This window comes from Corynebacterium maris DSM 45190 (assembly GCF_000442645.1).
Classification (GTDB): domain Bacteria; phylum Actinomycetota; class Actinomycetes; order Mycobacteriales; family Mycobacteriaceae; genus Corynebacterium; species Corynebacterium maris.
On sequence record NC_021915.1, the window covers coordinates 108,078 to 133,856 of the forward strand.

Consider the following 25,779-nt stretch of genomic DNA (forward strand, 5'->3'; position numbering starts at 1 on the left):
GATGATAATCACGATTCACCTTCCCGGCAGGGCGGCGTTAGATTGTCCCTTGTGAGCTCTTTCCACGACCCGGCCGTCCAACGCGTGCACTCCTCGGCGTTGCGCTCCATCGCCCGGGTGGTCGACGAAACCGTCGCCCCCACCCCGGGGAAGGACGCGCTGGCGCAGATCACCGCACAACTGCGCGCCGGCCCCGCCCTGGTGCTGACCGGCGCCGGGGTCTCCACCGACTCCGGCATCCCCGACTACCGCTCCGCCGGCGGGCGCCTGCGCACCGGACGCCCGATGACCTACCAGGAATTCCGCCACGACCCGGCCGCCTCCCACCGCTACTGGGCGCGCGGCTTCATCGGCTGGCGCACCATGCGCGCCGCCCACCCGAACCGCACCCACTACGCACTCGTCGAGCTGGAGCGCGCCGGGCTGCTTCGCGGGGTGGTCACCCAAAACGTCGACGGCTTACACCGCGCCGCCGGCACCGAACGGCTCATCCACCTGCACGGCGACATGGAGCACGTCGTCTGCCTCGACTGCGGGGCCGTCGAGGACCGCGCGCTTTTCGACGCCCGCCTCACCGCCGCCAACCCCGGCTACCGGGAGTCGATCGTCGTGGATGAATCCATGGTCAACCCCGACGGCGACGTCACCCTGGATCAGAAGACCATCGACCGTTTCGTCATGGCCGGGTGCCACGTGTGCGGGTCGCGGCGGCTGAAGCCGGACGTGGTCTACTTCGGGGAATCGGTGCCGGCGTGGCGTCGTCACGCCGCCGACCGGCTGCTGGCCGAGTCGTCCTCGCTGCTGATCGCCGGGTCGTCGTTGGCGGTGATGAGCGGCTACCGCTTCGTGCTCGAGGCCCGTAAGGCGGGCAAACGCGTCGCCGTGATCAACGGCGGGCCGGGCCGCGGCGACGCGAAGGCGGACACGGTGTGGCGCACCCGCGTGGGTCCGGCCTTCGACGATCTGTTGGACGCGCTCGAGCTATAAGGGTTTTCGCGTACTTTGGGGCGCACACCGCACACCTCAATGAAAGGCCCTGGCCATGCTCCGCCTCGAACAGATGGTGAACTTCGTCCGCGACGGCTACCTTTTCGCCTCCCGCACCCGCAGCCGCGCCGGCGTGGCGCCCGACTCCCACGAACCCGTCGCCCTGCGCATGATGGGAAGCCGCGCCGTCTTGGTCCGCGGGGAAGAAGGCGTGCGCGCCTTCTACGACACCGACCGCATGCAGCGCGACGGCGCCATGCCCGCCTTCATCCGCGGCCCCCTCTTCGGCCCCGGGGCGGTGCACGGCCTCGACGGGGAAGAACACGCCGTGCGCAAAAACGCGCTGGCCGACATGGCCTACGACGATGACCGCGTCGAAAGCTTCAAGACACTCGTCGCCGAGGAACTCGAGACCATCCTCGCCGGATGGCGCGGCGGCTCCGGCACCGTCCACGAGGACACCGCCCTGGCCTACGGGCGCGCCGCCCTCCGCTGGGCCGGCCTACCGATCTCCACGAAGGAGATGGACCGCCAGATCCGCCGCATGCACCGCCTGCTGGACAACTTCGGCCAACCGTCGCGCAACGTCATCGGCTGGATCGAGCGCTACCGCCTCGACAAGTGGGCCGGGCAGCTGATCACCGACGTGCGCTCCGGCAAGGTCCAGGCCGAGCCGGACTCCGTGCTCTCCCACATGGCCGACCTGCGCGGACCCGACGGGGAACTCGTCGACGCCCGCACCGCCGGCGTCGAACTACAAAACCTTACCCGCCCCACCGTCGCCGTCGCCCGCTTCGCCGCCTTCGCCGCCACCGCTCTGGTCGACCACCCCGAATGGGTCGCACGCATCCGCACCGCCGCCGGCGAAAACCTCATCGACGTCCCCGAGGCGACCGCCTTCGCCCAGGAAGTCCGCCGCACCTACCCGTTCGTGCCGATGCTGCCCGCCAAAGCCAAGGAAGACACCGAGATCTCCGGCTGCCCGGTGAAAAAGGGCCAGCGCGTGCTGCTGGACTTCGTCGGCACCCTGACCTCCCCGAAGGAATGGGAGGACGCCGGCTCCTTCAACCCGGAACGCTTCCTCGAGGTCGACGACGCCGAAGACCTGGTCGCCTTCATCCCGCAGGGCGGGGGCGACGTCCGCGCCGGGCACCGCTGCCCGGGCGAGAAGATCGCGGTCACCGCCTTATCCGCCGCGGTGGCGGCGCTGTGCCGGCCGGGGGTGCACATCTCCGGTGAGACGGAAGACCGCACTTTCCCGTGGACGCAGATGCTCACCCGCCCCTCGACCGGGGTGCGGGTCAGCGCCTAGTTTTCGTAGTTTCCCGGTCTTTGATCCAGGTCAAGGAACCTTCGCCGGAGTGGTCCTACAGTCAGAGTCGTCAGAGAAAAACACCAGTAGACAAGGACTGATGACGATGACTGCTCCGGCCATCAAAAACACCACCCTGCGTTCCGACGACTTCTCCTGCCCGTCGTGCGTGAACAAGATTGAAACCAAGCTCGGCGGCCTGGAAGGTGTGCAGGAGGCGGAAGTGAAGTTCTCCTCCGGGCGCATCATGGTCAAGCACGACCCGCAGGTCGCGACCGTTCGTGACTTGGTGGACGCCGTCGCCGAGGTCGGCTTCCAGGCGAAACCGTCGGCGATCTGAGCCGCCGCAGCGCAGTAACACAGCAGGCCTGCACCGAGAGGGAAAACTCTTCTCCCTCGGCGCAGGCCTGCAGGCGTTTTACAGCGAGCGGAAGAACTCGACGGCCAAGGCGGTGGCGCTCGGGGCCTGGAACCAGGTGTGCCCGCCATTATGGACTTCTACGACGGAGGCGGGCACGTCGCAGTCAGCCGGGGTGCGCACCGTGGAATTCATGACTGCGTCGTCTTGCTCGGTGACGGCGGTCATGTCGCAGCCGTTGCGTTCTCCGAAGGTGTGGAGGACGGCGTCCACGGACTGATAGTCGGCGTCGTGGCGTACCCCGCCCTCGTAGGCGACCACGGGGTCATCGTCGGCGTGGATGAGCAGGGTGGGCACCTGGCCCTTAGCGCAGTCGGTGACGGTGGGGTTGTAGTAGGCGCCGGCCACGGCCACGATGCCCGCGACCGTACCGGGGTTCTGGCAGGCCAGGCCCGCGGCCATGCCGCCGCCATTGGACAACCCGGAGGCAAAGACCTGCTCCCGGTCGATGGAGTAGCGCTCATCCAGGTCGTCGAGGACCCGGTGGATGTAGGCGACGTCGTCTTCCCGGCTGGTCTGGGCGTAGGTCGCACCGCCCCAGGCGTTGTCCACCCCTTGGCCGTAGACGACGATCGCGTCGTCGCCGACGGCGTTATGCAACTGGGCGTAAGCGGCATGGTTTTCCGCGGTCTCGCCCCAGCCGCCGAAGCTCATGATCACCGGGTAAGCACGCGTCGGATCGAAACCGTCCGGCAGCGCGACCCGGTAGGAGCGGTCGCCGATGTGGTGCTGCTCGGTGGACAGGAGCACTTCCGCCTCGCCGAACGAGGAGGGAAGCGAGGAGGACGGGGGAATGTAGGACTCGAACGCGGAGACGAGTTCGGAGGAGGACAGCTGGGGGACCTGGGCGCTGGCGGCGGGGGCGGCGATGGTCAGGGCAGCAAGCCCCGCGGCGGTGGCGAGGGCGGTGCGGAGAGCAGACATACCCGCCCATTGAAGCAGCTTTCCGCTTCTTGATCTAGGTCAAGGAACTTATTCAATGATTCTCATAACTTTATAGGTGTCAAAGGAAATGCCTTTGAGCACTGAAGTCAAAGGAAAGAAACCATGAAGAACTTCTGGAGGACATGGGGCGTCGTCGTAATCTCCGGCGTCCTCATTGTCGCGGCGCTGCTGGCCGGCGCCGACATCACGGGCTCGGCGACCGCGCCCTTCGGGCTGCCGGACGCGCTGATGATCGCCGCCGCCGTCGTGGCCGGCTACCGCATCGTCTGGAGTGCGATCCAGGCGTTGCGGATCAAGGTGATCTCCATCGACCTGCTGGTCTCTGTGGCCGCGATCGGCGCGATGCTGTTGGGCAACTGGTGGGAGGCCGCGGCCGTGACCTTCCTGTTCGCCATCGGCGGTGCGCTGGAGCGCGCGACGCTCAACCGCACCCGCAAGGCGCTCAGTGATCTGGTCGACTCCGCCCCGGAGACCGCGACCAAGCTCAACGAGGACGGCTCTACGGAGACCGTCGAACTGTGGGAGCTGATTCCGGGTGACACCGTCCTGGTCAAAAACGGTGAGCAAGTCCCGGTCGACGGCCGCGTGATCTCCGGTCGCGGCGGCGTGGACGAAGCACAGATCACCGGTGAATCCGTCCCGGCCGAGAAGGCCGAGGGCTCCGAGGTCTTCGCCGGCACCTGGCTGCGCTCCGGGGTGCTGCGGATCGAGGCGATCGGCATCGGCGCGGATTCGACCCTGGCCAAAATCATTCACCGCGTCGAGGACGCCCAGGACGACAAGGCCAAGACCCAGACCTTCATGGAGAAATTCTCCACCTGGTACACCCCCGGTGTGATGGTCGCGGCCCTGGTCATCGGCCTGGCCACCATGAACGTGGAGCTGGCCCTGACGCTGTTGGTCATCGGTTGCCCCGGTGCGCTGGTCATCTCGATTCCGGTGTCCATCGTCGCGGGCATCGGCCGCGCGGCCCAGGACGGCGTGCTGATCAAGGGCGGCGAGTACCTGGAGACCGCCGCGAAGGTGGACACCGTGGTCGTCGATAAGACGGGCACCCTGACCAACGGACGCCCGGAGCTGACCGACGTCGAGTCGTTGGACCCGGCCTACTCCGAAGAGGACGTCCTGACCCTGGCGGCGCGTGCCGAGACGGCCTCCGAGCACCCGCTGGCCGACGCCATCATCCGCGGCGCGCAGGACCGCGGCCTGGTCGTCGAGATGGTGGACAAGGCCGAGCCGGTCACCGGCAAGGGCATCCGCGCGGAGGTCGGCGGTCACACCATCGCCGTCGGTTCCGCCGATCTCCTGGACGGTGAGGTCGACCCGACCCGCATCCTGGAACTCAATGAGCTGGGCCGCACCGCCATGTTCGTCGGCGTCGACGGTCACGCCATCGGCATCGTGGCCGTCGCCGACACAGTCCGTGACGACGCCCCGGCCGCCGTGCAGGCCATGCACGACAGGGGCATCCGGGTGGTCATGGCCACCGGTGACGCCGAGCGCGTCGCCGCGAACGTCGCCGCCGAACTGGGTGTGGACGAGGTCCGCGCCGAGCTGATGCCGGAGGACAAGCTGGACATCGTCAAGGAACTGCAGGCCGAGGGTCGCACCGTGGCCATGGTCGGCGACGGCGTCAACGACACCCCGGCGCTGGCCACCGCCGACATCGGCGTGGCGATGGGAGCCGCCGGCTCTCCGGCCGCGATCGAAACCGCGGACTTGGCCCTGATGGCGGACCGCCTGCCGCGCCTGCCGTACGCGCTGGGGTTGGCCAAGCGCACGGTCGGCACCATGCGCGTCAACATCGCCATCGCCTTGCTGACGGTGCTGATCCTGCTGATCGGCGTCCTGTTCGGTGGCGTGACCATGGCTATCGGCATGCTCTTCCACCAGGCGTCGGTCCTGCTGGTCATCGGTATCGCGATGCTGCTGCTGATTCCCCGACTCAAGAAGAATGAGTCCGCCAGCCCGCAGAAGTCGGAACTGGATGAGAAGGTCACCGCCTAAGAACCCTCCGCTCCGATTGTCGCCCGGCTCCCCGCTCAGAGGGCCGGGCCACTCACCTTTCCGGCCGGGCTTCCGCAGCGACTGCGGCCAGGGCCGCGACCACGAGATGGCGCACGCGGTGATCGCCCGGCATGTCCTCGTGCATGACGACGGCCGTGGGATCCACGTCCTGGACCCACACGTTGTGCACCGTGTCGTCGGCGGCGTCCGGATCGTGGAGAAAACACGTCTCGGGCGGCTGGATGGTCAGGTCGGAGCGGGTGGCGATGCAGGTGTAGGTCACGCCTTCGACGAGATCGCCGCCCTCATTGGCGGCCTCGACGATGGGGGAGTCGATGACCTGCTGGAACCCGGCCGGGCCGAACCAGACGCGTACGAAGGCGTCGACCAGCCCCGCGGCGAGCTCGCCGCTGATCAGCGGGGAGATGATCCCGCCCAGCGTCGTCCCGTGATTCGGGGCGGCCAACGAGACCATGTGACGCACTTTCGCGCCGCAGTCGTGTGCGCGCAGCCAGTAGCGGACCAGCAGCCCGCCCTGCGAGTGGCCGATGACGATGACCTGCTGCGCCCCGGTCACGGCGAGCACCGCGTCGATATAACCGCCGATCTGTGTGGCCGACTCCTGCATCTCGTCGGTGCCGCGGTTTCCGTAGGCCGGCGCGAACACCGCCCACCCGTGGGCGCGCAGATCGCGGGCGAGTTTTCCCCAATGCCCGGTGGTGGCGCCGGTGCCGTGGACGAGCACCACCGGCCAGGGCTTGTCCTCGGTGGGCCGGGCCGACCAGTCGTCTTCGAACAGGCCGCGCTGGTTGACACGCGCCACCAGCGGCAAGGCGCCGGACTCGTCGTCCTCGAAATCGAGGTTCGGGTCGGGATTGTCGATGGCGTCGATGATCCGCTGCGCCACATCTTCCGGCAGGTGGTCTGCGCCGACGGCGTCCACGTGATCACGCAGCTGTTCGGGCACGATGGTGCTTTGCTGCGTGGCGGCGTCGTACCCCCAGAGCCGGCCGAGCTTCTCGGAGAGGACGTCGCGGAGTCTACGGCGTGGGTCAGCAGGCATGATTCTGATCCTAGCGAGGGCACCAGGCAGGATCGCGAAACATCATTCATGTTCGTCATCACTTTCTCGCAGGGGATAGGCAGCGCCACCCCGCCGATTGAGCTTCCGCAGGGAAAGAGACAGTCCATGTCTCAGCAGCGCACGCGGTTCGGTTGGGCGGCATGGCTGTCGATTCTGCTCTCCCTGGCGGCCATCGCTTCCCCCTATCTTTTCCCCTCCCTCTTCCCTGGCGGCTCCCTGCCGTATTACACGGTCACCATTCCGGTGGGAATCGTGGCCGGTCTGCTCGCTTACGCTGCGCGTAACTGGTGGCTGGCGGGGCTTGCGGCGGTGGCGGGCCTCTCGCCGCTGCTCTTCTTCTGGGTGACCATGGTGCTGCTGCAGATCGCCTACGTGCTCACGGGCGGGCGTTTCCCCGGGCCCGAGTGGCTGTGAGGCCCGCGCCCCGTCCCGCCAGATAGCTAGGCTGGGAAGGCATGAGCACCACTGAATCTGGCCTGACGGTCATGCCGACGGTGACCCAAGCCGTCGATAAGCTGATTGACCTGTACGAAACCTCCTGCGCGACCGCGCGCCGGGCGATCGACACCGGCGATTACGCGGCCTACGCCGACGTGGTGTACCCGCGGCTGGTCGTCGACATCACGCAGTGGCGGCCCATCGACCGCACCGAACCCTTCGGCTACGTCAACGAGGCCGGGCGCTACACCACCGAGGTGTCCAAGCCCGCCGTCATGCAGGAGTACCTGCGCGAACAGCTGGAGCGGCTGACCGGCAACTACGAGTCCACGATCTTGGTCGGGCCGGGCGAGACCCGCATTCCGCCCGAGTACATCGCCGACATGCCCGACGTCAGCGAGGCCCGTCGCACCCAAGACGGCTCCCAGGACATTATCCCGCGGCCCACGCTCGACGACGTCCACGACGCCATCATCGACGGCAAGTGGGAGGCCTTCCACGGTAAGGAACGCCCGCTGTTCCACTTCGGGCCGCAGCGCTTCGACATCGCGTGCGCGCGCATCCGCCACTACACCGGCATCGACGTGGACACCCTGCAGAAATACATCCTGTTCACCAACTACGCGATGCACACCACGGAATTCGTGAAGTTCGGCCTCCGCGAACTCGCCGACCCCGATTCCCGCTACACGCGCCTGATCCTGCCGGTGGGGGAAACACTGACCGCGGAGACCGCCAGCGAGGCCGACATCGAGGACCTCACCTTAGAGTCCGCGTACCAGATGCCCCGCTACGACCTGGCCACCGACGACGGCGACGGCATCACCATGATCAACATCGGCGTCGGCCCCTCCAACGCCAAGACCATCACCGACTGCCTGGCGGTGCTGCGCCCGGAGGCGTGGATCATGATCGGCCACTGCGCCGGACTCGACGGGCGCATGCGCATCGGCGACCTCATCTTAGGCAACGCCTACCAGCGCGAAGACCACATCCTCGACGGGCGCATCGACCACAGCATGCCCATCCCGGCCGTACCCGAAGTCCAGCGCGCGCTGGAAGCCACCGTCGAAGAGATCTACGGCGACGCCAAGGCCCTCATGCGCACCGGCACCGTGTTGTCCACCGACGACCGCAATTGGGAATGGCATACCCCGAAGGACCTGTGGGAATGGTTGCGCGGCTCCACCGCGGCGGCCGTCGACATGGAGTCCTCGACCTTGGCCACCAACGGCTACCGCTACCGCGTCCCCTACGGCACGTTGCTGTCGGTCTCCGACCTGCCGCTGCACGCCGTGCCCAAGCTGCCCGCCCAGGCGCAGGCCTTCTACGAAAACTCGAAGCAGGCCCACATGATGTGCGCCGTCAAGGCAGTGGAACGCCTCGCCGAAAATCCGGAGAAGCTGCGCACCCGCAAGCTGCGCCGCACCATGGGCGAGGTGCCGTTCCGGTAGGAAGCGGCCGCCGCTGGGATCAGGAGACTTGCCACACTTGCCAGTGTTAAGTCTGGTAAGTCTGGCAAGTACGCCTGAAAGCGGAACTACCCCTGCTGAGCAGGGCTAATCTGGAACCAGCTTCCGCACCATGCCGGACCTGTCTCTCCTCCCGACACCGACCTTCCCCGCCGAAAAGGAGCCCCGCCATGCCCCAGCTGCTCGTCCTGGCCCGCGACCACGACCGCATCGACATGCTCGACCTCGACGCCGACGCCCGCCGAGTGATCCTCACTGACACCGGGCCGAACCCCGACGGGGTGGTCTGCGACGGGGAGACGATCTACTGGACGACGATGGGGGAGCGGACGTCGACAAGCGGGCGCGGGGAAGCGATCTACGCCGACCTCGACGGCGGCGTGCACGCCATCGACGTCGACGGTGAACACCGCCGCGACATCGTCGCGCCGGGTGGCACGACCACCGCGAAGCAGCTCGCCCTCGACGCCTGCGGCAACCTGTACTGGGGCAACCGCGAAGGCATGACGCTGGCCACGGCCCGCACTGACGGCGCCGGCCTGCGCGACCTCATCGCCCGTGACGGTTCCTTAGGCGAACGTGACTGGATCGTCGGCGTGGCCGTCGACGAAAAAGCCGGGCACATCTACTGGTCGCAAAAGGGTTCGCACGAAGGCGGCGACGGGCAAATCTTCCGGGCCGGCCTGGAGCTTCCCGCCGGGGAGAGCGCCGAGAACCGCACCGACGTCGAGCTGCTGTGGGATAACCTGCCCGCCCCCATCGACCTGGAGTTATTTGACGGCCACCTGCTGTGGACCGACCGCGGCGCCGGCGATCTGCCGGGCGGCAACTCGCTGAGCTGCGCCGCGATTCCGCCGGTGGGGCAGAAGGGGGATGAGCCGTACGTGGTCGCCGACGGGTTCTCGGAGGCGATCGGCCTGACCGTCGATGTCCCGCAGCGCACCGCGTACGTCGCGGACCTTTCCGGTCAGATCTGGGCGGTGCCGAACCTGGGGCAGGAAGGCGCGGAGAAGCAGCTGATCACGGATCTGGGGTTCGCCGTCACAGGGCTGAACCACGTGAAAGCCACGAGCTGAGCGCGGCGCTGGCGCCAGAAGTTTCCTTCCCCACCCCGCCACCCCTGAACTGCAGGTGGCGGGGCGTCGGCGTTTCTTAACGCCCCTCGCCGGGTGTACTCCTGGATGATGTGCAAGGAATGGGCCTCACAACGGCTGGACATAAGAAAGTGATGGAACACAGTGGAAACGAATAAGGGTGGCCGCGACCTGCCGCCGCAGCACTTGAGCACCGGGCTGCTTCTCGGCCTGGCGTTGCTGTCGGCCGCGGCGCCGCTGTCCATCGACATGTACCTGCCCGCCTTTCCCTTCATCGTGGAGGATCTGGGCACGACACAGGCGATGGTGCAGCTGACGCTCTCCGGGTTCATGTTCGGCCTGGCGGTCGGACAGTTGATCATCGGGCCAATCTCGGATGCGCTGGGGAGGAAGGGGCTGCTCGTCGGCGGGGCGGTGTTCGCCCTGGCCGCCTCCGTGGTCGCGGCCCTGGCCCCCACCATTGAAATCCTCATCCTCTGCCGCCTGCTGCAGGGGCTGGGCTCCGGGGCGTGCGTCGTGCTGGCGCGCGCGGTCATCCCGGACCTGGTGGCGGGCAAGCGGGCGGCCAAAGCTTTCGCGCTGCTCATGACGGTGCAGGGGTTGGCCCCGGTCGCCGCCCCCGTCGTCGGCGGGCTGCTGGTCGAGCCGATCGAGTGGCGCGGCATCTTCTGGGTGCTCGCCGGCGTCAACGTCGCCCAACTGCTCGTCGCCCTGTTTGTGGTCCGCGAGTCACTGACGCAGGAACGGCGCACCGACCCGAGCGTGCGCGGCGTGCTGGGCAACTACCTCTACGTGCTCAAAAAACCGGCGTTCCGCGGGTACACGGTGTCCTTCGCCTTCGGCTTCGCCACCATGTTCTGCTACATCTCCGCCTCGTCATTCGTCATCCAGACGCAGATGGACATGTCCGTGCAGACGTTCACCCTGGTCTTCGCCGCCAACGCCCTCGGCATGGTGGGGGCGAACATGCTCAATGCGCGGCTGGTGGAGAGATTCGACCCGCATGTCATTCTCCGCACGGGCCAGATGCTGTTGATCGCTGTCAGCGCTCTCCTGCTGATCACGGTGACCTTCACGATCTCCCCCTGGGTCGTGTTCCCGCTGCTGTTCCTGGCCGTCAGCCAGATCGGCATCCTGATGGGCAACTCCACCGCGTTGGGCACCGGGGAAGTGCGCGAACGCGCCGGTTCCGGTTCTGCGGTCATGGGGTTCGTGCAGTTCGCCCTCGGCGCGGCGGTCAGCCCGCTCATGGGCGTAGGTGACAATGCGGCGCTGACGATGGCGATCGGCATGGTCGTCTGCGCGGTGTTCTCCTTCGGCGGATCGTGGTACGCGGGCAGGCACCGCACGATGGTCGCGGAGTAGGGACGTCCGGAAGCGTCGGATTTTCTGCGGTTGCAGAATTTCGGGCGATGCCTGCTGTGGCGCTGGTGAAGAGTGCGTCGCGACTGTCGGCGCATCGCGGAAATAACTCTTCAGCGCATTACTTTATCGATCAACTTTCATTCACTTGACCGATCCAGATGCTTTCCGACCGGGGTGAAAACGCGTTCGAGCCATAAGGTGTAACGGTGATACGCAACCAGGGACTCTGGTTGCCGCAACGCTTTCAAGGAGAGTGCTTTTCAGTGAGCGAATCGAAGGTCCGCGTAGCCATCGCCGGCGTGGGCAACTGTGCCGCGTCCCTGGTGCAGGGCGTCGAATACTACAAGGACACCCCGGCGGATGAGAAGATCCCGGGCTTGATGCACGTGCAGTTCGGCGACTACCACGTCGGTGACGTCGAGTTCGTCGCCGCGTTCGACGTCGACGCCGCGAAGGTCGGGACCGACCTCGCCGAGGCCATCGACGCCTCCGAGAACAACACCATCAAGATCGCGGACGTGCCGACCACCGGCGTCACCGTCCAGCGCGGCCCGACCCTTGACGGCCTGGGCAGCCACTACCTGGACACCGTCACCGAATCCGACGCGGAGCCGGTCGACGTCGTCGAGGCGCTGAAGGCCGCCGAGGTCGACGTGCTGGTGTCCTACCTGCCGGTCGGTTCCGAGGAGGCCGACAAGTTCTACGCGCAGGCCGCCATCGACGCCGGCGTCGCGTTCGTCAACGCGCTGCCGGTGTTCATCGCCTCCGACCCGGAGTGGGCGAAGAAGTTCACCGACGCGGGCGTCCCGATCGTCGGCGACGACATCAAGAGCCAGGTCGGCGCCACCATCTCCCACCGCGTGCTGGCGAAGCTCTTCGAGGACCGCGGCGTGCGCGTGGACCGCACCATGCAGCTGAACGTGGGCGGCAACATGGACTTCAAGAACATGCTCGACCGCGATCGCCTGGAGTCGAAGAAGATCTCCAAGACCCAGGCCGTGACCTCCAACCTCAAGGAAGGCCCGCTGGCGGGCAAGGTCGAGGACCGCAACGTGCACATCGGCCCGTCGGACTATGTGCCGTGGCTGGACGACCGCAAGTGGGCGTACGTGCGCATCGAAGGCACCGCTTTCGGCGACGTGCCGCTGAACCTGGAGCTCAAGCTCGAGGTCTGGGACGGCCCGAACTCCGCCGGCATCATCATCGACGCGGTGCGTGCGGCGAAGATCGCCAAGGACCGCGGCATCGGCGGCCCGATCATGCCGGCCAGCTCCTACCTGATGAAGTCCCCGCCGGAGCAGCTGGGCGACGACGAGGCCCGCGCGCGCCTCGAGAAGTTCATCGCCGGCGAGTAAACGCGACTCGCATCAGCGGGTGCCCCTGCGCGGAGGGCATGACTGAAACCCTGTAACCAGCTGGCTATGTCACATATAGTTAGGGCATGAAAAGGACGCGGATCCCTCAGCTCAGGCGCCGCCCGGCGCGCAGTCTCGCCGCTGCGGTGTTCGTGGCCGCCTTGAGCTTGACGGCCTGCGGCGACGGCGACTCCTCGGAGGCGCCCGGCGAGACCACCGTCCCGGTGGAGACGACCACGGCGACGGCGGCTCCGTCGGCGGGGGAGACGACGAACGCCGGGGCCACGACCACCCCGGAATCGTTGACGACGAACCCGACCAATATGCCGGCGCACCCGTTGGGGCAGCCGGACCCGCTGCGTAAGGAAAATTGGGAGGCGGCGGGCTCGGATCTCGACGTGGCGGGGGTGCGCATCGGTAGTCACGACACCTTCGACCGCGTCGTCTTTGACCTTTCCGGAACCGGCGAGCCGGGCTGGGTCGTCGAGTATGACGTCGCCCCCACAGAGTTGGCCTCCGGCTTTCCCATCGCCTACGACGGCAATGTCGCCCTGAGCGTGAATCTCATCGGGTTCAATACGCCGCTGTGGGTTGGCGGGATGCAGGGCACGGGGGGAGTGGTCAACCAGGTCGTGCCGGATAAAAACCATCACGGCACGTCGCAGTTCATCATTGGGCTCGACCAGGAAACGCCGTTTTCCGTCACGCCGCTGCAGGAACCGCCCCGCCTGGTCGTCGACATCCTCCACGAGGCGGCGCCTCCCGCGCCGCAGCCGCTGGGCACTCCGACCCGGGAGCCCAAACGGCAGGACTCGGGGGCGCCGCACCAGCAGCTGATCACCGGGGTGCGGTTGGCCAGCCACGAGAACTTTGACCGCGTCGTCTTTGACTTGGTCGGTTCCGGCTCGCCGGGGTGGATCACGGAGTTCGACGCCGAGCCGACGCATCAGACCAGCGCGGCGCCCATCGACTATGAGGGGTCGACGGCGCTGCAGGTGACGTTGACGGGCATCACCCCGATCGCCGAGGACGGCTCCACGCAGCCCCTGCCCGACGCCGCGCCTGTCGAGGGGCGAGTGATCACCGAAGTGGTCAACGGTTCCATCTTCGAGGGGCACGCGCAGTTCGTCATCGGGCTGGAGGGCGACTCGCCGTATTCGGTGTCGCTGCTGGAGGACCCGCAGCGGGTGGTGGTGGACGTCCTGCACCGGTAGGGCGGGGCCGCTGAGAACAACAATGTGGTACCGATGCGACCTAGACCCTATAGAAACGGGTTTTCCCGTCGTACCGTAAAAGTATGGACACCACATACTTCCCCCAGTTCACGCGCCGGCCGGCCCGCAGCCTCGCCGCGGCGATGTTCGCCGGCGCACTCGCCCTGACCTCCTGTATCGGCGGTCCGAATGTCTCTGCGCCGGGAGACGCCACGACAGAGGTCACCGCCACCACCACGGCGGCGACCGCCTCACCGACCACCGTGACGGAGAGCCCGCCGGTCGAACACCCGCCGCCGGAGACCGACGACGGCACTGGCGACGACACTGGCAACGGTACCGCCGACGCCACGACGTCTCCCGTGGAGCACAATCCGCCCACCGCCGAGCCACCCTCCCCGCTGGGTGAGCTGGACACCATGATGAAGGAGAACATGGAGTTCACCGGCGGGGACCTCACCGTGTCGGATATCCGCCTGGCCAGCCACGACGGCTTTGACCGCGTGGTGTTCGACGTCGCGGGTGAGGGCGTTCCGGGCTGGTCCGTCGCCTACACCGACTACCCCGGGAAGCAGGGGTCCGGGTTCCCCATCGATTATGAGGGCGTCTCAGCGCTGTCGGTGAACCTGCACGGCATGACCCGTCCCATCGAGGTCGGCGGCGTCGACGGCGTGGGCGGGGTGGTCACCGAGGTCATTCCCGACATTTCCCACCATGGCACCGCCCAGTTCATCATCGGCGTGGCCGAGCGGGCGGCGTTCTCAGTCACTCTGCTGGAAGAGCCGACGCGCGTGGTCGTCGATGTCCTGCACGAGCCGGCCGCAGAGCTCACCCCGCTCGGTGTGCCGAACCTGCGGGCGGACGCCCGAGACCCCGCTCCGCCGTATCAGCGCGAGGTGACCGGCGTGCGGATGGCCACGCACGAGGGCTTCGACCGCGTCGTCTTCGAGACCGCCGGTTCCGGCGTCGCGGGATGGCGCGCCGAGTATATGGAGGAACCGCTCAACCTGCATTCGAGTGAACCGGTGCAGTACGACGGGGAGACGGCCATCAGCATCAACTTGACCGGCGTGACCGGGGCCCCGGGCGGCGCCGCCGTCTCCGGCGCCGGGGGAGTGGTCACGGAGGTGGCCGACCCCATCATCTACGACGGGGAGGTGCAGTTCGTCATCGGGTTGAACGGCTCGTACCCGTATTCGGTGACCCTGCTGAAGGACCCGCAGCGGGTGGTCGTGGATATTCTGCATGAGCCGGCCGCCCCCGCGGTGGCCCCGCTCGGTGACCCGAGCACCCTCGGGAAGCACCGGGAGTCCGAGGCGCCGCAGCAGCGGCAGGTCTCCGATGTGCGTATGGCTCGCCACGACGGGTTTGACCGCGTCGTCTTCGACACGGTCGGGGAGGGCAAGGTGGGCTGGTCCACCTACTTCACGGAGGCGCCGGTGGAGCAGGCCAGTGGTCTTCCCATCCATTACGATGGCAGCGTCGCCCTGGAGGTCAACCTCACCGGTGTGATCGACGAGGCGGAAAGTGGATATTCGTACCTGGATCTGGGTCCCATGCCCGGGGTCGGCGGCGCGGTGAATGAGGTGATCGCGGCGGTCAACTGGCACGGCAGCTCGCAGTTCATCGTCGGCTTGGACGCCGAAACGCCGTACTCGATTCAACTGCTCGAGGACCCGCAGCGCGTGGTGATCGACATTCTGCACCACTGATCGGCGTAGGAACATAGCCGGTGGATACGGGCCGCAACGATTCGATACCGGTCCACCCGCACTCCTATAAGGTCTGGCGTGTTCTGCCTACGGTGAAATTATGAGTTCTTCACAGATCCCCCAGTTCAGGCGTCGTCCGACCCGCAGCCTCGCCGCGGTGGCGTTCGTCGGCGCACTCGCCCTCTCCGCCTGCGGTGACGGGAACGGAGACGACCCCGAATCCCCGTCACCGGGGACCGGTGCCGCGACTGCGGCCCAGCCAGTGGAGGACGGCGACGAGGCGTCGACGCTGCCCGCCGACGAGGAGGCGCCGGCCGAGGACCCCACCTCCCCGATGGGCGACCCGGACGCCACGATGAAGGAGAACATGGAGTTCACCGGCGCGGACCTCGCCGTGTCGGATATCCGTCTGGCCACCCACGACGACTTCGACCGCGTCGTCTTCGACGTCGCGGGCGACGGCGCTCCGGGGTGGACCGTGACGCCGACCGACGCTCCGGTCCAGCAGGGGTCCGGGTCCCCCATCGACTACGAGGGCGCCTCGGCCCTGTCCGTGAACCTGCACGGCATGGCGCAACCGCTTGAGGTCGGCGACGTGGCCGGTGTGGGTGGGGCGGTCACCGAGATCATCCCCGACATCTCCCACCACGGAACCGCCCAATTCATCATCGGGCTGCAGAATGAGGCGCCGTTCTCCGTGACTCTGTTGGACGAGCCGACGCGCGTCGTCGTGGACGTGCTGCACGAGTGACGCGCGGGGAGGCGCGAAAAATCGACTTGGGCAGTGACCTATCGCACAAAGGCTTAACGGGGTACGTTGAGGGCACCGGCACTATACCGGCCCAACTGAATACGTGAGGCCGTGAGGCGGTGCGACCGTGAGCGGCCACCCGACATGCACGCGCATCCAAGAGTTAGGCCCCGCCATGGACACCACTGTCTTTGCACGCCACGAGTCCACCGTCCGCGGCTACAGCCGCGCCTTTCCCACCGTGTTCGCCTCCGCGTCCAACGCCCGTCAAACCGCGGAAGACGGCACCGAATACATCGATTTCTTCGCCGGCGCCGGGGTGCTCAACTTCGGCCACAACAACCCCAGGATGAAGAAGGCGCTGATCGACTTCCTCGAGGCCGACGGCCTCGCCCACAGCCTGGACATGCACACGACCACCAAACGCGAATTCATCCGCCGGTTTCATGAGGTGGTGCTCGCCCCGCGCGGAATGGAGCACCGCCTGCAGTTCATGGGACCCACCGGGGCCAGCGCCGTGGAGGCGGCGTTGAAACTGGCGCGGGTGAGCACGGGCCGCCGCGGGATCGTCGCCTTCAGCCACGGTTTCCACGGCATGAGCCTCGGCGCCCTGGCGGCCACCGCCAACGATGCTTTTCGACGGTGGGCCGGCGTCCCGTTGCCCGACGTCGTCCGCCTGCCCTTCGAAACCGCCCCCGGCGGGCACACGGCGATAGCGGACTACCGGGCCCTGCTGCGTGACTCCTCCAGCGGCCTGGAGGCCCCGGCCGCCTTCATCGTGGAGACGGTGCAGGCGGAAGGCGGCGTCAACGTCGCCAGCGCCGAGTGGCTGCGCGAGGTCCAGGACCTGGCCCACGAGCTGGGGGCGCTGTTCATCGTCGACGACATCCAGGCCGGCGTCGGACGCACCGGCGGCTACTTCTCCTTCGACGGGATGGGCCTGGACCCGGACGTCATTTGCCTGGCGAAAGGCCTCGGCGGGTTCGGCACCCCCATCGCGATGAACCTCAACAAACCGGACGTCGACGACCACTGGTCGCCCGGCGCGCACACCGGCACCTTCCGTGGCCAGGGGCTGTCCTTCGTCGCCGGCGCCGTGGCCCTGGACTACTTCACCGACGATGAGTTCCTGGCCCGCATCCCCGCCCAGGGCGAGGTGATGCGGGCGCGGCTGGCGGCGATCGCGGACGCCTACCCGGACCGCGGGTTCGAGGTCCGCGGCCGTGGCATGTTGCAGGGCCTGGACGTGGGCGACGGGGAATTCGCGAAGCGGGTGCAGTCGGAGGCGTTCGCGCGCGGGCTGCTCGTCGGCCCCTGCGGCCCGGAGGGCCGGGTGATCAAGCTGATCCCGCCGTTGACCATCGGCGACGAGGACCTCGCTGCGGGTCTGGACCTGCTCGAGCAGGCGATCGGGGCCGCGTGATGCGCCGCCGCGACGACATGACCTTCCCGTTCGCCGAGTACGAGCGCCGGCTGCGGGAGTTGCGGGAACGGATGGCCGAGCGCGGCCTGGACGGGGTGGTCGTCTCGGACCCGAAGAACCTGATGTACCTGACCGACTACCAGACCACCGGCTACAGCTACTTTCAGGCGCTGGTGGTGCCGCTGGACGATGAGCCGGTGATGGTCACCCGTGAGCTGGAGGAATCCAACGTCCGGCACCGCACCTGGCTGGAGCGCTCCCGCGGGGTGTCGGACACCGGCGACGTCATCGTCGAGTTGGTGGACGCGCTCGCTGACTGCGGGTTGGGCCAGGGGCGGATCGGTTTCGAGCGGGGCAGCTATTTCTTCCCGGCGCACCAGCAGGATCGGTTCCACGACGCCTACGGCGCGGACCTGGTGGATTGCTACGGCATCGTGGAGGAGGGCCGGATCCGCAAGTCCGACGTCGAGATCGCGGTGATGCGCCGGGCGGCGGCCGCCGCGGAGGCGGGCATGGCGGCCGGCCTGGCGGAGGCAAAAGCCGGCGTCACCGAAAACGACGTCGCGGCGGCGATCTCTGCGGCGATGTTCCGGGCCGGCGGCGAATACCCCGCCGTCATGCCGTACGTGACCTCCGGGCCGCGCACCATGATCGGCCACGCCACGTGGGAAGGGCGCACGATTGGGCCACAGGACCACGTTTTTCTGGAGGTCGGCGGCTGTTACCGCCGCTATCACACCGCCCTGATGCGCACCGCGGTCACCGGCCCGCTCAGCGCATCGCTGTACAGCGCGCAGGAAACCATGAAACACGCGCTCGCAGAATTGCGCTCCCGGATGCGGCCCGGCATGACCGTCGCCGAGGTCGACGCCCTGACCCACCGGCTCATCGACGACAACGACGTCGGCGCCCGTCTGATCACCCGCGCCGGCTACTCCATCGGCATCGCCTTCCCGCCCAGCTGGGACGAGGGTTACATGCTCTCGTTGACCGCCAAGGACGACCGCCCCTTGGAACCCGGGATGACCTTCCACCTGCTGCCGTGGATGTGGGGCGTCGACGGCGACAAGACCGTCGGCATCTCCGACACGGTGCGCATCACGGACACCGGCTGCGAATCCTTCTTCACCCTCGACGAAGACTTCGTCGTCCATGACCCCGCTTAAGGAGCCCGCCATGACCACGCTGACCTCCCGCAACCCGACCACCGGCCGGATCGCCCACGAAGTGCCCGCCGCCACCGACGAACAGGTCGAGGCCGTCCTCGACCGGGCCGAGAACGCCTTTTCGGACTGGGCCGCGGCCGGCTTCGACGAGCGCGCCCGCGTACTGCGGGCGGTGGCCGCGCAGCTACGCGACAACGTCGATGCGTACTCGGCGCTGATGACCGAGGAGATGGGCAAACCCGTCACCGAGGCCCGCGGCGAAGTGGGCAAGGCCGCCTGGGCCGCCGAACACTACGCCGAGCACGCCGCCGCCTACCTCGCCGACGAACACATCGCCTCCGACGCCACGTCCTCCTACGTGCAATACCTGCCGCTGGGCCCGGTACTCGGCGTGCTGCCCTGGAACGCGCCTTTCTGGCTGGCCTTCCGCTTCTGCGCGCCGACGCTGATGGCCGGCAACACCGCGATCATGAAACACGACTCGAACGTACCCGGCTGCGCCGCCGCCATCGCCGACGCTTTCGCGGCCGTGGGCGCACCCGAGGGCGTGTTCCAGAACCTGCCCGTGACCACCGACCAGGTCGAGGGCGTCATCCGCGACCCCCGCATCCGGGCGGTGTCCTTCACCGGCTCCGATCGCGCCGGGTCGATCGTCGCCGCCACCGCCGCCGGCGAAATCAAGCCCGCGGTCTTAGAGCTCGGCGGCTCCGACCCGTGCATCGTGCTCGCCGACGCCGATCTGCCCGCCGCCGCCGAGACCACCGCCCTGTCGCGCATCATCAACGCCGGGCAGTCCTGCATCGCCGCCAAGCGCGTCATCGTCGAGCGCGCGGTCCACGACGAGTTCGTGGAGCTGCTGGCCGAACAGCTGCAGGGCTTTAAGGTCGGCGACCCCGCCGACGAGGACACCCGGGTGGGTCCCATCGCCCGGGAAGACCAGCGCAAAAACCTGCACGAGCAGGTCGTCGCCAGCATCGAGGCGGGGGCCACGCGCGTGCTCGGCGGGGAGATCCCCGAGGGCGAGGGCTACTTCTATCCCGTCACCCTGCTCACCGACGTGACCGCGGAGATGACCGTGTGCGCCGAGGAAACCTTCGGCCCCGTGGCCGTGGTGCTCGCCGCTGACGCCGCGGACCACGCCGTGGCCATCGCCAACGACACCCCCTACGGGTTGGGTGCGAGCGTGTGGACCACGGCCGAACGCGGCGAGGCGATGGCCCGGCGCATCGAGGCCGGGCAGGTGGCGGTCAACGGCATCGTCAAGACCGACCCGCGGCTGCCCTCCGGCGGGGTGAAGCGCTCCGGGTACGGCCGGGAGCTCGGGCCCCACGGCATCCGTGAATTCGTCAACGCCCAACAGGTGTGGGTGGGTCCGGCTCGGGAGTAATCGGGAGTAAGCTGCCCGGTGTGTCCGAAGTGCAAGCCCTCGCCGACGTCCACGCGCTGTTGCGGCTGTCGGAACAGTCGCCGGCCTGGGCGATTCTGCGCGCGCAGAACGCGCCGGTGATTTTGTCGGTGCTGGGCAACGTGTTTCCTGTCGGCAACCAGCAGCTCGCCGGCACCGAGGTGATGTTGGCGGCGGATCCGGTGCTCGCCGACATTCGGGAGCAGACCGGTCTGGATCTGCCCCGCTCGACGCCCGCGTACGTCAACGAGTGGGTCAAGGCGGGTTTCCTGGTACGCCGCAGCCCGCAGGGCACCCGCGAGGAGTTCTACGAACTGTCGCCGGACACGTTGGGTGCGCTGGAGTACGTCCGGCAGTTGGCCAGTCCGCAGCGTTCGGTGACCCGCTCCCGGCTGTCCACGCTGACCGGCCGCTTGAGCAACCTCGCGGTGGAGACCGACCCGGACGAGGCCACGGTGCTGAAACGGCTGGAGGAGGAGAAGGCCCGGCTGCAGGCCCGCATCGACCGGGTGCGCGAGCAGGGCGCGGAGGCGATCACCGACGACGAGGCCGTCGAAAAGACCCGGGAGGTGCTCGCCCTGGTGGCGGACTTGCCGACGGACTTCGCCCGGGTGCGCGACGACGTGGAGCAGCTCGACCGCGGCCTGCGCGCCTCGATCCTGGAGGAACAGATCTCGGCGGGGGAGGTGCTGGACAACGTCTTCCGCGGCGTGGACTTGATCTCCGATTCTGAGGCGGGCAAGGCGTTCAACGGTTTCTACGAGCTGCTCTTCGACCGGGAGCAGTCCGCCCAGCTGGACGCCACGCTGGCGGCGGTCCTGTCCCGGGGGTTCATTGACCGGCTCAGCGCCGACGAGCGCACCCAGCTGCGTGGGCTGGTGCAGACGCTGGAGTCCTCCTCCGACGACGTCCACGATTCGATGACGGGGCTGTCGCGTTCCTTGCATCGTTTCGTGCAGTCGCGGGAGGCGGAGTCGCAGCAGGCGCTGGCCTCGGCGATCAACCAGGCGCAGCAGCTCGCCCTGAAAACCGGTCAGGTCATGAGCGATCCCAGCCGGTCGATCGGGGTGGAGCTGGAGCTGACCACCCGGCAGCCGCGCTCGCTGTCGACGTGGCGGTTGCACGATCCGGCGGACTACCGGATCACCGCAGACATGGACGTCCACGAACCCACCGAGATCGACCTGGCCGCCATGCGGGAGCGCATCCGAGAATCGGAGATCGACTGGGCGGAGCTGCACGAATCCATCAACTACGCACTGACCCGGCAGGCGGAACCGTCGATAAGCGAGGTGTTGGGCCACCGCCCCGCCACGCAGGGGCTGGCCTCGGTGGTGGGCCTGATCACGCTGGCGCACCGTTTCGGCGAGCGCTCCGAGGGCACCGAGCACCTGCACTGGGTCGGCGCCGACGGCCGGCAGCTGCGCGCCCGCTACGCCTGCCACCGATTCCCCGACCCCGTTTCCACCCCGCGGAGCATCCATGAGCGACACCACTAAACTTTACGACGGCGACACCGGCACCCTGACCGGCCCGCAGCGCCGCGCGCTGGCGGAACTGATCAGAGGCCCGTACGTCTCCAGCCTGACCAAACCGGAGATCTTTCGCACCGTCTCCGACTCGCGCGCCGTACTGGCCCAGCAGCTGGACAACCTCTTTCTCACCCTCGTCGTGGACGACGCCGCCGGCGTGGCGTACACGCGCATGTGGGACGCCGACGTGGAGGACAGGCGGGCGCTGCTGCGGACGATGAGCCTGTCGTTCATGGACACGGTGGTGCTGCTGCATCTGCGCCGCGAGCTGATGAACACCAGCCCCAACGAACGCGCCGTCGTCGACGAAGACGAGGTCTTCGAGGCCACCCGCCCGTACCAGGGCGCCGCGGGCACCGACCACACCGCGCAGCAGAAGAAATTCACCGCCAGTTGGAACAAGTTCAAGAACAACTCGATCGTGGTGAAGACCCCGACCGAGGGCCGCTTCGAGATCTCCCCGGTGCTGCGCATCATTTTCTCGGCGGAGGAGATCGCCGCCGTCACCGCCAGCTACGACACGTTGCTGGCAGAAGCGGAGGAACAGTGAACGACCACACCACGCACGACTACGCGGGACAGTTCCGGCTGGCGGAGATCCAGGTGCACAACTGGGGCACCTTCGACGGCCTGCACCGCGTGCCCGTCGCCCGCGACGGCTTCCTCATCACCGGGCCCTCTGGCTCCGGCAAGTCGACGCTGATCGACGCCGTCTCCACGATCCTGGTGCCACCCGCCCAGGTGCGCTTCAACGCCGCCGCCGGCGCGAGCGGCGGTCAGCGCTCCGGGCGCAACCTGGTGACCTACTGCCGTGGCGCCTGGCGACGCGAACACGCGGCCGAAGTCGACGAGCTCACCCAGTCCTTCCTACGCACCGGGCCGGTGTGGTCCGGCGTGCTGCTGCGTTACGACGACGGCGCCGGCCAGTCCGTCACCGCGCTCCGCCTGATGTACCTCTCCGCCGACGCCCACAGCCCCGCCGACGTCACCAACCTCTTCGTGCTGCTGCCCAGGACTGCGGACCTCACCGAGTTCGAGGAACTCGCCCGCGGCGGGCTCAACATCACCACCGCCAAAAAGCAGCTTCCCGACGCCTTGTCCGTGCAGCGCACGCACCCGCCGTTCGTCACGACGCTGCGCCGACACCTCGGCATCGTGGACCCCGGCGCCCTGCAGCTGCTGCACCGCACCCAGTCGGCGAAAACCCTCGGCGACCTGAACTACCTCATGCGTCACTTCATGCTGCCGGAACCCGACACCTTCAAGATCGCGGCGACGGCCGTCGAAAACTTCACGCAGCTGCAATCCGCCCACCAGTCGGTCATCGCCGCCCGCGAGCAGGTCGAGCAGCTGCGGCCGGTGCGGGACGCGGACCGGGAATTGACGGAGATCACGCGGCAACAGACGGAGACGGAGGCCGATTCCGCCGGGGTCGAACAGTATGTACTCGACAAACGCGTCGCCTTCGCCGAGGCCGAGCGCGACGAGGCCGACGGCGAGATCACGGCGCTGACCGCCGCCCGGCACTCCGCGCAGGCTTCCCTCGAGTCCGTGGAAGCCGAGCTGGAGACCGTGCGCGCGCAGATCCACGGAGTGGAAAACGCCGGGGTCATCCACGCCCGCGCCAAAGTCGACGACGCCGAGCACACCGTCCGGCGCGTGACCGCACAAGCCCAGCGCTTCACCGACCTCTCCCGCGAGATCGACGCCGAACCGCCGCAGACCGCGGAAGCGTTCGCCGACTTCCGCCTCCAGGTCACCGACCACTGTGCGGATCTCGCGGAGCAGACGACGACGATCGGCGACCGCCGTCCCGAGATGTACGGCCGGATGGCGGAAGCGAACCAGAGACTGGAGCAGGAACGCCAGGAACTCCAGGCGATCCGCACCTACCGGTCGTCGATGGACCGACGCCTGCTCACCGCCCGCGAAAAGCTTGCGGAGCTCACGAACCTCCGTCAGGACGACCTGCCGTTCGTCGCCGACCTCATCCACATGCGCGACGGCGAACACCCCTGGCAGCCTGCCGCGGAGCGCGTCCTCGGCGGCTTCGCCCGCACCCTGCTCGTACCGGAAGAGCACTACGCGCAGGTCGCCGCCGCGATCGACGCCACCCACCTCGGCGCGAAACTGCAGTACGTGCGCTTCACCCCGGAACTCGCGCAGGCGCGGCCCGGCCGCATCACCGCCGAGACGTTGGCCTCGAAAATCACCGTGCGCGCCGGGCGTTTCCACGACTGGCTGCAAAGCGAACTCTCGCGCCGCTTCGATCACCTCTGCGTCGACACGATGGATCAATTTCACGCCGCGCAGCGCGCCGTGACCCGGCAAGGTCAGGTCAAACGCGACCGGCACCGACACGAAAAGGACGACCGCTCATTGATCGACGACCGCCGCCGCTGGGTGCTCTCCGGCGACGTGGACGACAAGATCGCCGAACTGCAGCGCAGCATCCGGGGCCTGGAGGAGCAGCTGACCAGGAGCACGCAGGCGAAAGACGAGCTCGAGAGCGCCGCCCTGGCTGTGAGCGCGCAGTTGACGGCCGCGAAGCGACTGCTGGAAACCGAGGAATTCGCACTCATCGACGTAGCGTCCGCACAGCGCTCCCTCGCGGAGCTGCGCCGCACCCTCGACGAACTCACCGATGAGAACACCGAGTTGGCGGCCCTGAAAGCGGCGGAACGCCAGCTGGTGCCCGCCGTGCGGGCGCAGCGGGAGAAGCTGGATGAGATCAATACGGAGTTGGGCGGGCACCAGCGTGGGCGTCGGCAAGCAGAAGCCCTCCTCGCGGAGTTGGGGGAGCGGATGGCCGACGCCGAACCCTTGTCCGAGGAGGTGCGCTCCAGGTTGGCGGCGCGGTTTAGACGGCATACGCGCAAGCTCAGGGCGGACAACATAGACACGTGGCAGCACACGGTCACCGACGAGCTGGGCACGGAACGCGCGCGGTTGACGCAGCGCGCCAGCAAGCAGGAAAACATCGCCCTCAACGCCATGGCCGCGTTCCTCCGGCGGTGGGAGGAGCGCAAGGGCGACCTGGTCGCCGAGCAGGCGTGGCGGCCCGACTTCATCCGCGAACTCGAGCGGCTGGAAGCCGACGACCTGCCGCGTTTCGAAGAACGCTTCCGCGACCTGTTGCGCGAGCAGACCCGCACGCACCTCAGCAGGCTGCTGAAGAACATCCGGCAGGCCGCGAGCGGAGTCCGCTCCTCGATTGAGGCGGTCAACCAGTCGTTGGCCGACGTCGAGTTCTACCCGGGCACGTACCTGAAAATTGAGGTGCGCGACGCGCAGCCCGCCGAAACCCGCCAGTTCGTGGCGAAATTGACGGAGGTGGTCGACGGCGTGCTGGCGGAGGAGTCGCTGGCCGGCAGCGAGCAACGCTTCCTCACGCTCAAGGAGGTCGTGGGCATGCTGAGCGTCTCCGACGAGACGAGCGAGCGCGTGCACCGCCTGCGGCTGGACACCCGCGAGCACGTGAAATTCCTCGGCGTGGAGACCGCCGCCGACGGCACCCGCGGCGCCGTCTACGACTCCGCGGAAGGTCTTTCCGGCGGGCAGGCGCAGAAACTCTCGTCGTTTTGCCTGGCCGCGGCGCTGCGCTACCAGCTGACCGGCGCCGGTTTGCCCGCGGCCCAGGCGCGCGCCTCCACCGTGGACGTCGACGAGAAGGTGTACCCGAAGTTCAGCACCATCATCCTCGACGAGGCCTTCGACCGCGCCGACTCCGAGTTCACCCGCGCCGCGATGGACGCCTTCCGCCAGTTCGGGTTCCACATGATCTTGGCGACGCCCGAGAAGCTCCTGCAGACGGTCCAGGACTACATCGGCGGCCTGGTCATGGTCGACAGCCCTGACCGGCGCCATTCAGTGACCAGCCAACTGACCATCGAGGAGGCGGGCGGGGAAACGGCGGACTGTGGTCGGTAGCCGATAAGGCCCAGCCAGTGGGAGGCGCCTGTCCCTTACCTGGCCCTCATGGGTTCTCCCGGACGTAGAGTGCCTAGCCGTGGCGGAGTGTCCCCGGCTGCCGCCTACATTGTTTTTGCGGGCACTACATAAGTTTCAGCTTACGAAACATACGAAGTTCCGAGCTGGC

General features: G+C 67.8%; 20 protein-coding genes. 18 read left to right on the forward strand and 2 right to left on the reverse strand.

Translation table 11 applies throughout. From position 1 onward, the window contains the following. The first annotated feature begins 51 nt into the window (after window positions 1–51). The 3 genes from B841_RS00540 (at window position 52) to B841_RS00550 (ending at window position 2,639) form a co-directional block, all read left to right on the forward strand. Entirely contained in the window at window positions 52–987 is a 936-nt protein-coding gene (locus B841_RS00540; RefSeq protein WP_020933523.1) for a Sir2 family NAD-dependent protein deacetylase, read from the forward strand. A gap of 55 nt (window positions 988–1,042) precedes the next feature. Continuing rightward, on the forward strand, window positions 1,043–2,299 hold the full coding sequence (locus B841_RS00545; RefSeq protein ID WP_020933524.1) for a cytochrome P450: 1,257 nt from the start codon (window positions 1,043–1,045) through the stop codon (window positions 2,297–2,299). Between the two features lie 106 nt (window positions 2,300–2,405). Beyond that, window positions 2,406–2,639 (forward strand): heavy-metal-associated domain-containing protein, encoded by a 234-nt coding sequence (locus B841_RS00550; protein WP_020933525.1) that lies wholly within the window; start codon window positions 2,406–2,408, stop codon window positions 2,637–2,639. 78 nt (window positions 2,640–2,717) lie between these two features. Here the strand turns inward: B841_RS00550 and B841_RS00555 are convergent, their stop codons facing one another. Next, window positions 2,718–3,641 (reverse strand): alpha/beta hydrolase family esterase, encoded by a 924-nt coding sequence (locus B841_RS00555; protein ID WP_020933526.1) that lies wholly within the window; start codon window positions 3,639–3,641, stop codon window positions 2,718–2,720. A gap of 123 nt (window positions 3,642–3,764) precedes the next feature. On the opposite strand from B841_RS00555, the gene B841_RS00560 reads away from it, so the two are divergent. Beyond that, on the forward strand, window positions 3,765–5,669 hold the full coding sequence (locus B841_RS00560) for a heavy metal translocating P-type ATPase (protein WP_020933527.1): 1,905 nt from the start codon (window positions 3,765–3,767) through the stop codon (window positions 5,667–5,669). Window positions 5,670–5,721: 52 nt separating this feature from the next. Here B841_RS00560 and B841_RS00565 read toward each other — a convergent pair whose 3' ends face one another. Continuing rightward, window positions 5,722–6,732 (reverse strand): esterase/lipase family protein, encoded by a 1,011-nt coding sequence (locus B841_RS00565; RefSeq protein WP_020933528.1) that lies wholly within the window; start codon window positions 6,730–6,732, stop codon window positions 5,722–5,724. 126 nt (window positions 6,733–6,858) lie between these two features. Here B841_RS00565 and B841_RS00570 point away from each other — a divergent pair, with 126 nt between their 5' ends. From B841_RS00570 to B841_RS00640, 14 genes are all read left to right on the forward strand, one after another. Continuing rightward, window positions 6,859–7,167 carry a hypothetical protein gene (locus B841_RS00570; RefSeq protein ID WP_041631947.1) on the forward strand — a complete coding sequence of 103 codons (309 nt, stop codon included), beginning with the start codon at window positions 6,859–6,861 and terminating at the stop codon, window positions 7,165–7,167. Window positions 7,168–7,208: 41 nt separating this feature from the next. Continuing rightward, on the forward strand, window positions 7,209–8,645 hold the full coding sequence (gene amn, locus B841_RS00575) for an AMP nucleosidase (RefSeq protein ID WP_020933530.1): 1,437 nt from the start codon (window positions 7,209–7,211) through the stop codon (window positions 8,643–8,645). A gap of 188 nt (window positions 8,646–8,833) precedes the next feature. Continuing rightward, a complete protein-coding gene (locus B841_RS00580; protein ID WP_020933531.1) occupies window positions 8,834–9,739 on the forward strand; it encodes a hypothetical protein in 906 nt (301 codons plus the stop codon). A gap of 162 nt (window positions 9,740–9,901) precedes the next feature. Then, on the forward strand, window positions 9,902–11,122 hold the full coding sequence (locus B841_RS00585; protein WP_020933532.1) for a multidrug effflux MFS transporter: 1,221 nt from the start codon (window positions 9,902–9,904) through the stop codon (window positions 11,120–11,122). A 263-nt stretch (window positions 11,123–11,385) separates the two neighbouring features. Beyond that, complete coding sequence (locus B841_RS00590) at window positions 11,386–12,477, forward strand: inositol-3-phosphate synthase (RefSeq protein WP_020933533.1); 1,092 nt, start codon at window positions 11,386–11,388, stop codon at window positions 12,475–12,477. Between the two features lie 86 nt (window positions 12,478–12,563). Then, window positions 12,564–13,691 carry an AMIN-like domain-containing (lipo)protein gene (locus B841_RS13210; RefSeq protein ID WP_084481941.1) on the forward strand — a complete coding sequence of 376 codons (1,128 nt, stop codon included), beginning with the start codon at window positions 12,564–12,566 and terminating at the stop codon, window positions 13,689–13,691. A gap of 83 nt (window positions 13,692–13,774) precedes the next feature. Then, window positions 13,775–15,403 (forward strand): AMIN-like domain-containing (lipo)protein, encoded by a 1,629-nt coding sequence (locus tag B841_RS13215; RefSeq protein WP_020933536.1) that lies wholly within the window; start codon window positions 13,775–13,777, stop codon window positions 15,401–15,403. Between the two features lie 100 nt (window positions 15,404–15,503). After that, complete coding sequence (locus B841_RS13220; protein WP_020933537.1) at window positions 15,504–16,154, forward strand: AMIN-like domain-containing (lipo)protein; 651 nt, start codon at window positions 15,504–15,506, stop codon at window positions 16,152–16,154. A gap of 175 nt (window positions 16,155–16,329) precedes the next feature. Next, window positions 16,330–17,577: an aspartate aminotransferase family protein gene (locus tag B841_RS00615; RefSeq protein ID WP_020933538.1), complete on the forward strand. Its 1,248-nt coding sequence runs from the start codon at window positions 16,330–16,332 to the stop codon at window positions 17,575–17,577. Next, window positions 17,577–18,743 (forward strand): ectoine hydrolase, encoded by a 1,167-nt coding sequence (doeA, locus tag B841_RS00620; protein ID WP_020933539.1) that lies wholly within the window; start codon window positions 17,577–17,579, stop codon window positions 18,741–18,743. Before B841_RS00615 ends, doeA begins: the two co-directional genes overlap by 1 nt. A gap of 10 nt (window positions 18,744–18,753) precedes the next feature. Further along, complete coding sequence (locus B841_RS00625) at window positions 18,754–20,130, forward strand: aldehyde dehydrogenase family protein (protein ID WP_020933540.1); 1,377 nt, start codon at window positions 18,754–18,756, stop codon at window positions 20,128–20,130. A 20-nt stretch (window positions 20,131–20,150) separates the two neighbouring features. Continuing rightward, a complete protein-coding gene (locus B841_RS00630; RefSeq protein ID WP_020933541.1) occupies window positions 20,151–21,647 on the forward strand; it encodes a DUF3375 domain-containing protein in 1,497 nt (498 codons plus the stop codon). Then, the gene (locus tag B841_RS00635; protein ID WP_020933542.1) at window positions 21,631–22,230 is read left to right on the forward strand and encodes a DUF4194 domain-containing protein; all 600 of its coding nucleotides are present in this window, start codon (window positions 21,631–21,633) and stop codon (window positions 22,228–22,230) included. Before B841_RS00630 ends, B841_RS00635 begins: the two co-directional genes overlap by 17 nt. Next, window positions 22,227–25,610, forward strand: coding sequence for an ATP-binding protein (locus B841_RS00640; RefSeq protein WP_020933543.1), 3,384 nt, complete (start codon window positions 22,227–22,229; stop codon window positions 25,608–25,610). Before B841_RS00635 ends, B841_RS00640 begins: the two co-directional genes overlap by 4 nt. Window positions 25,611–25,779: the final 169 nt, after the last annotated feature.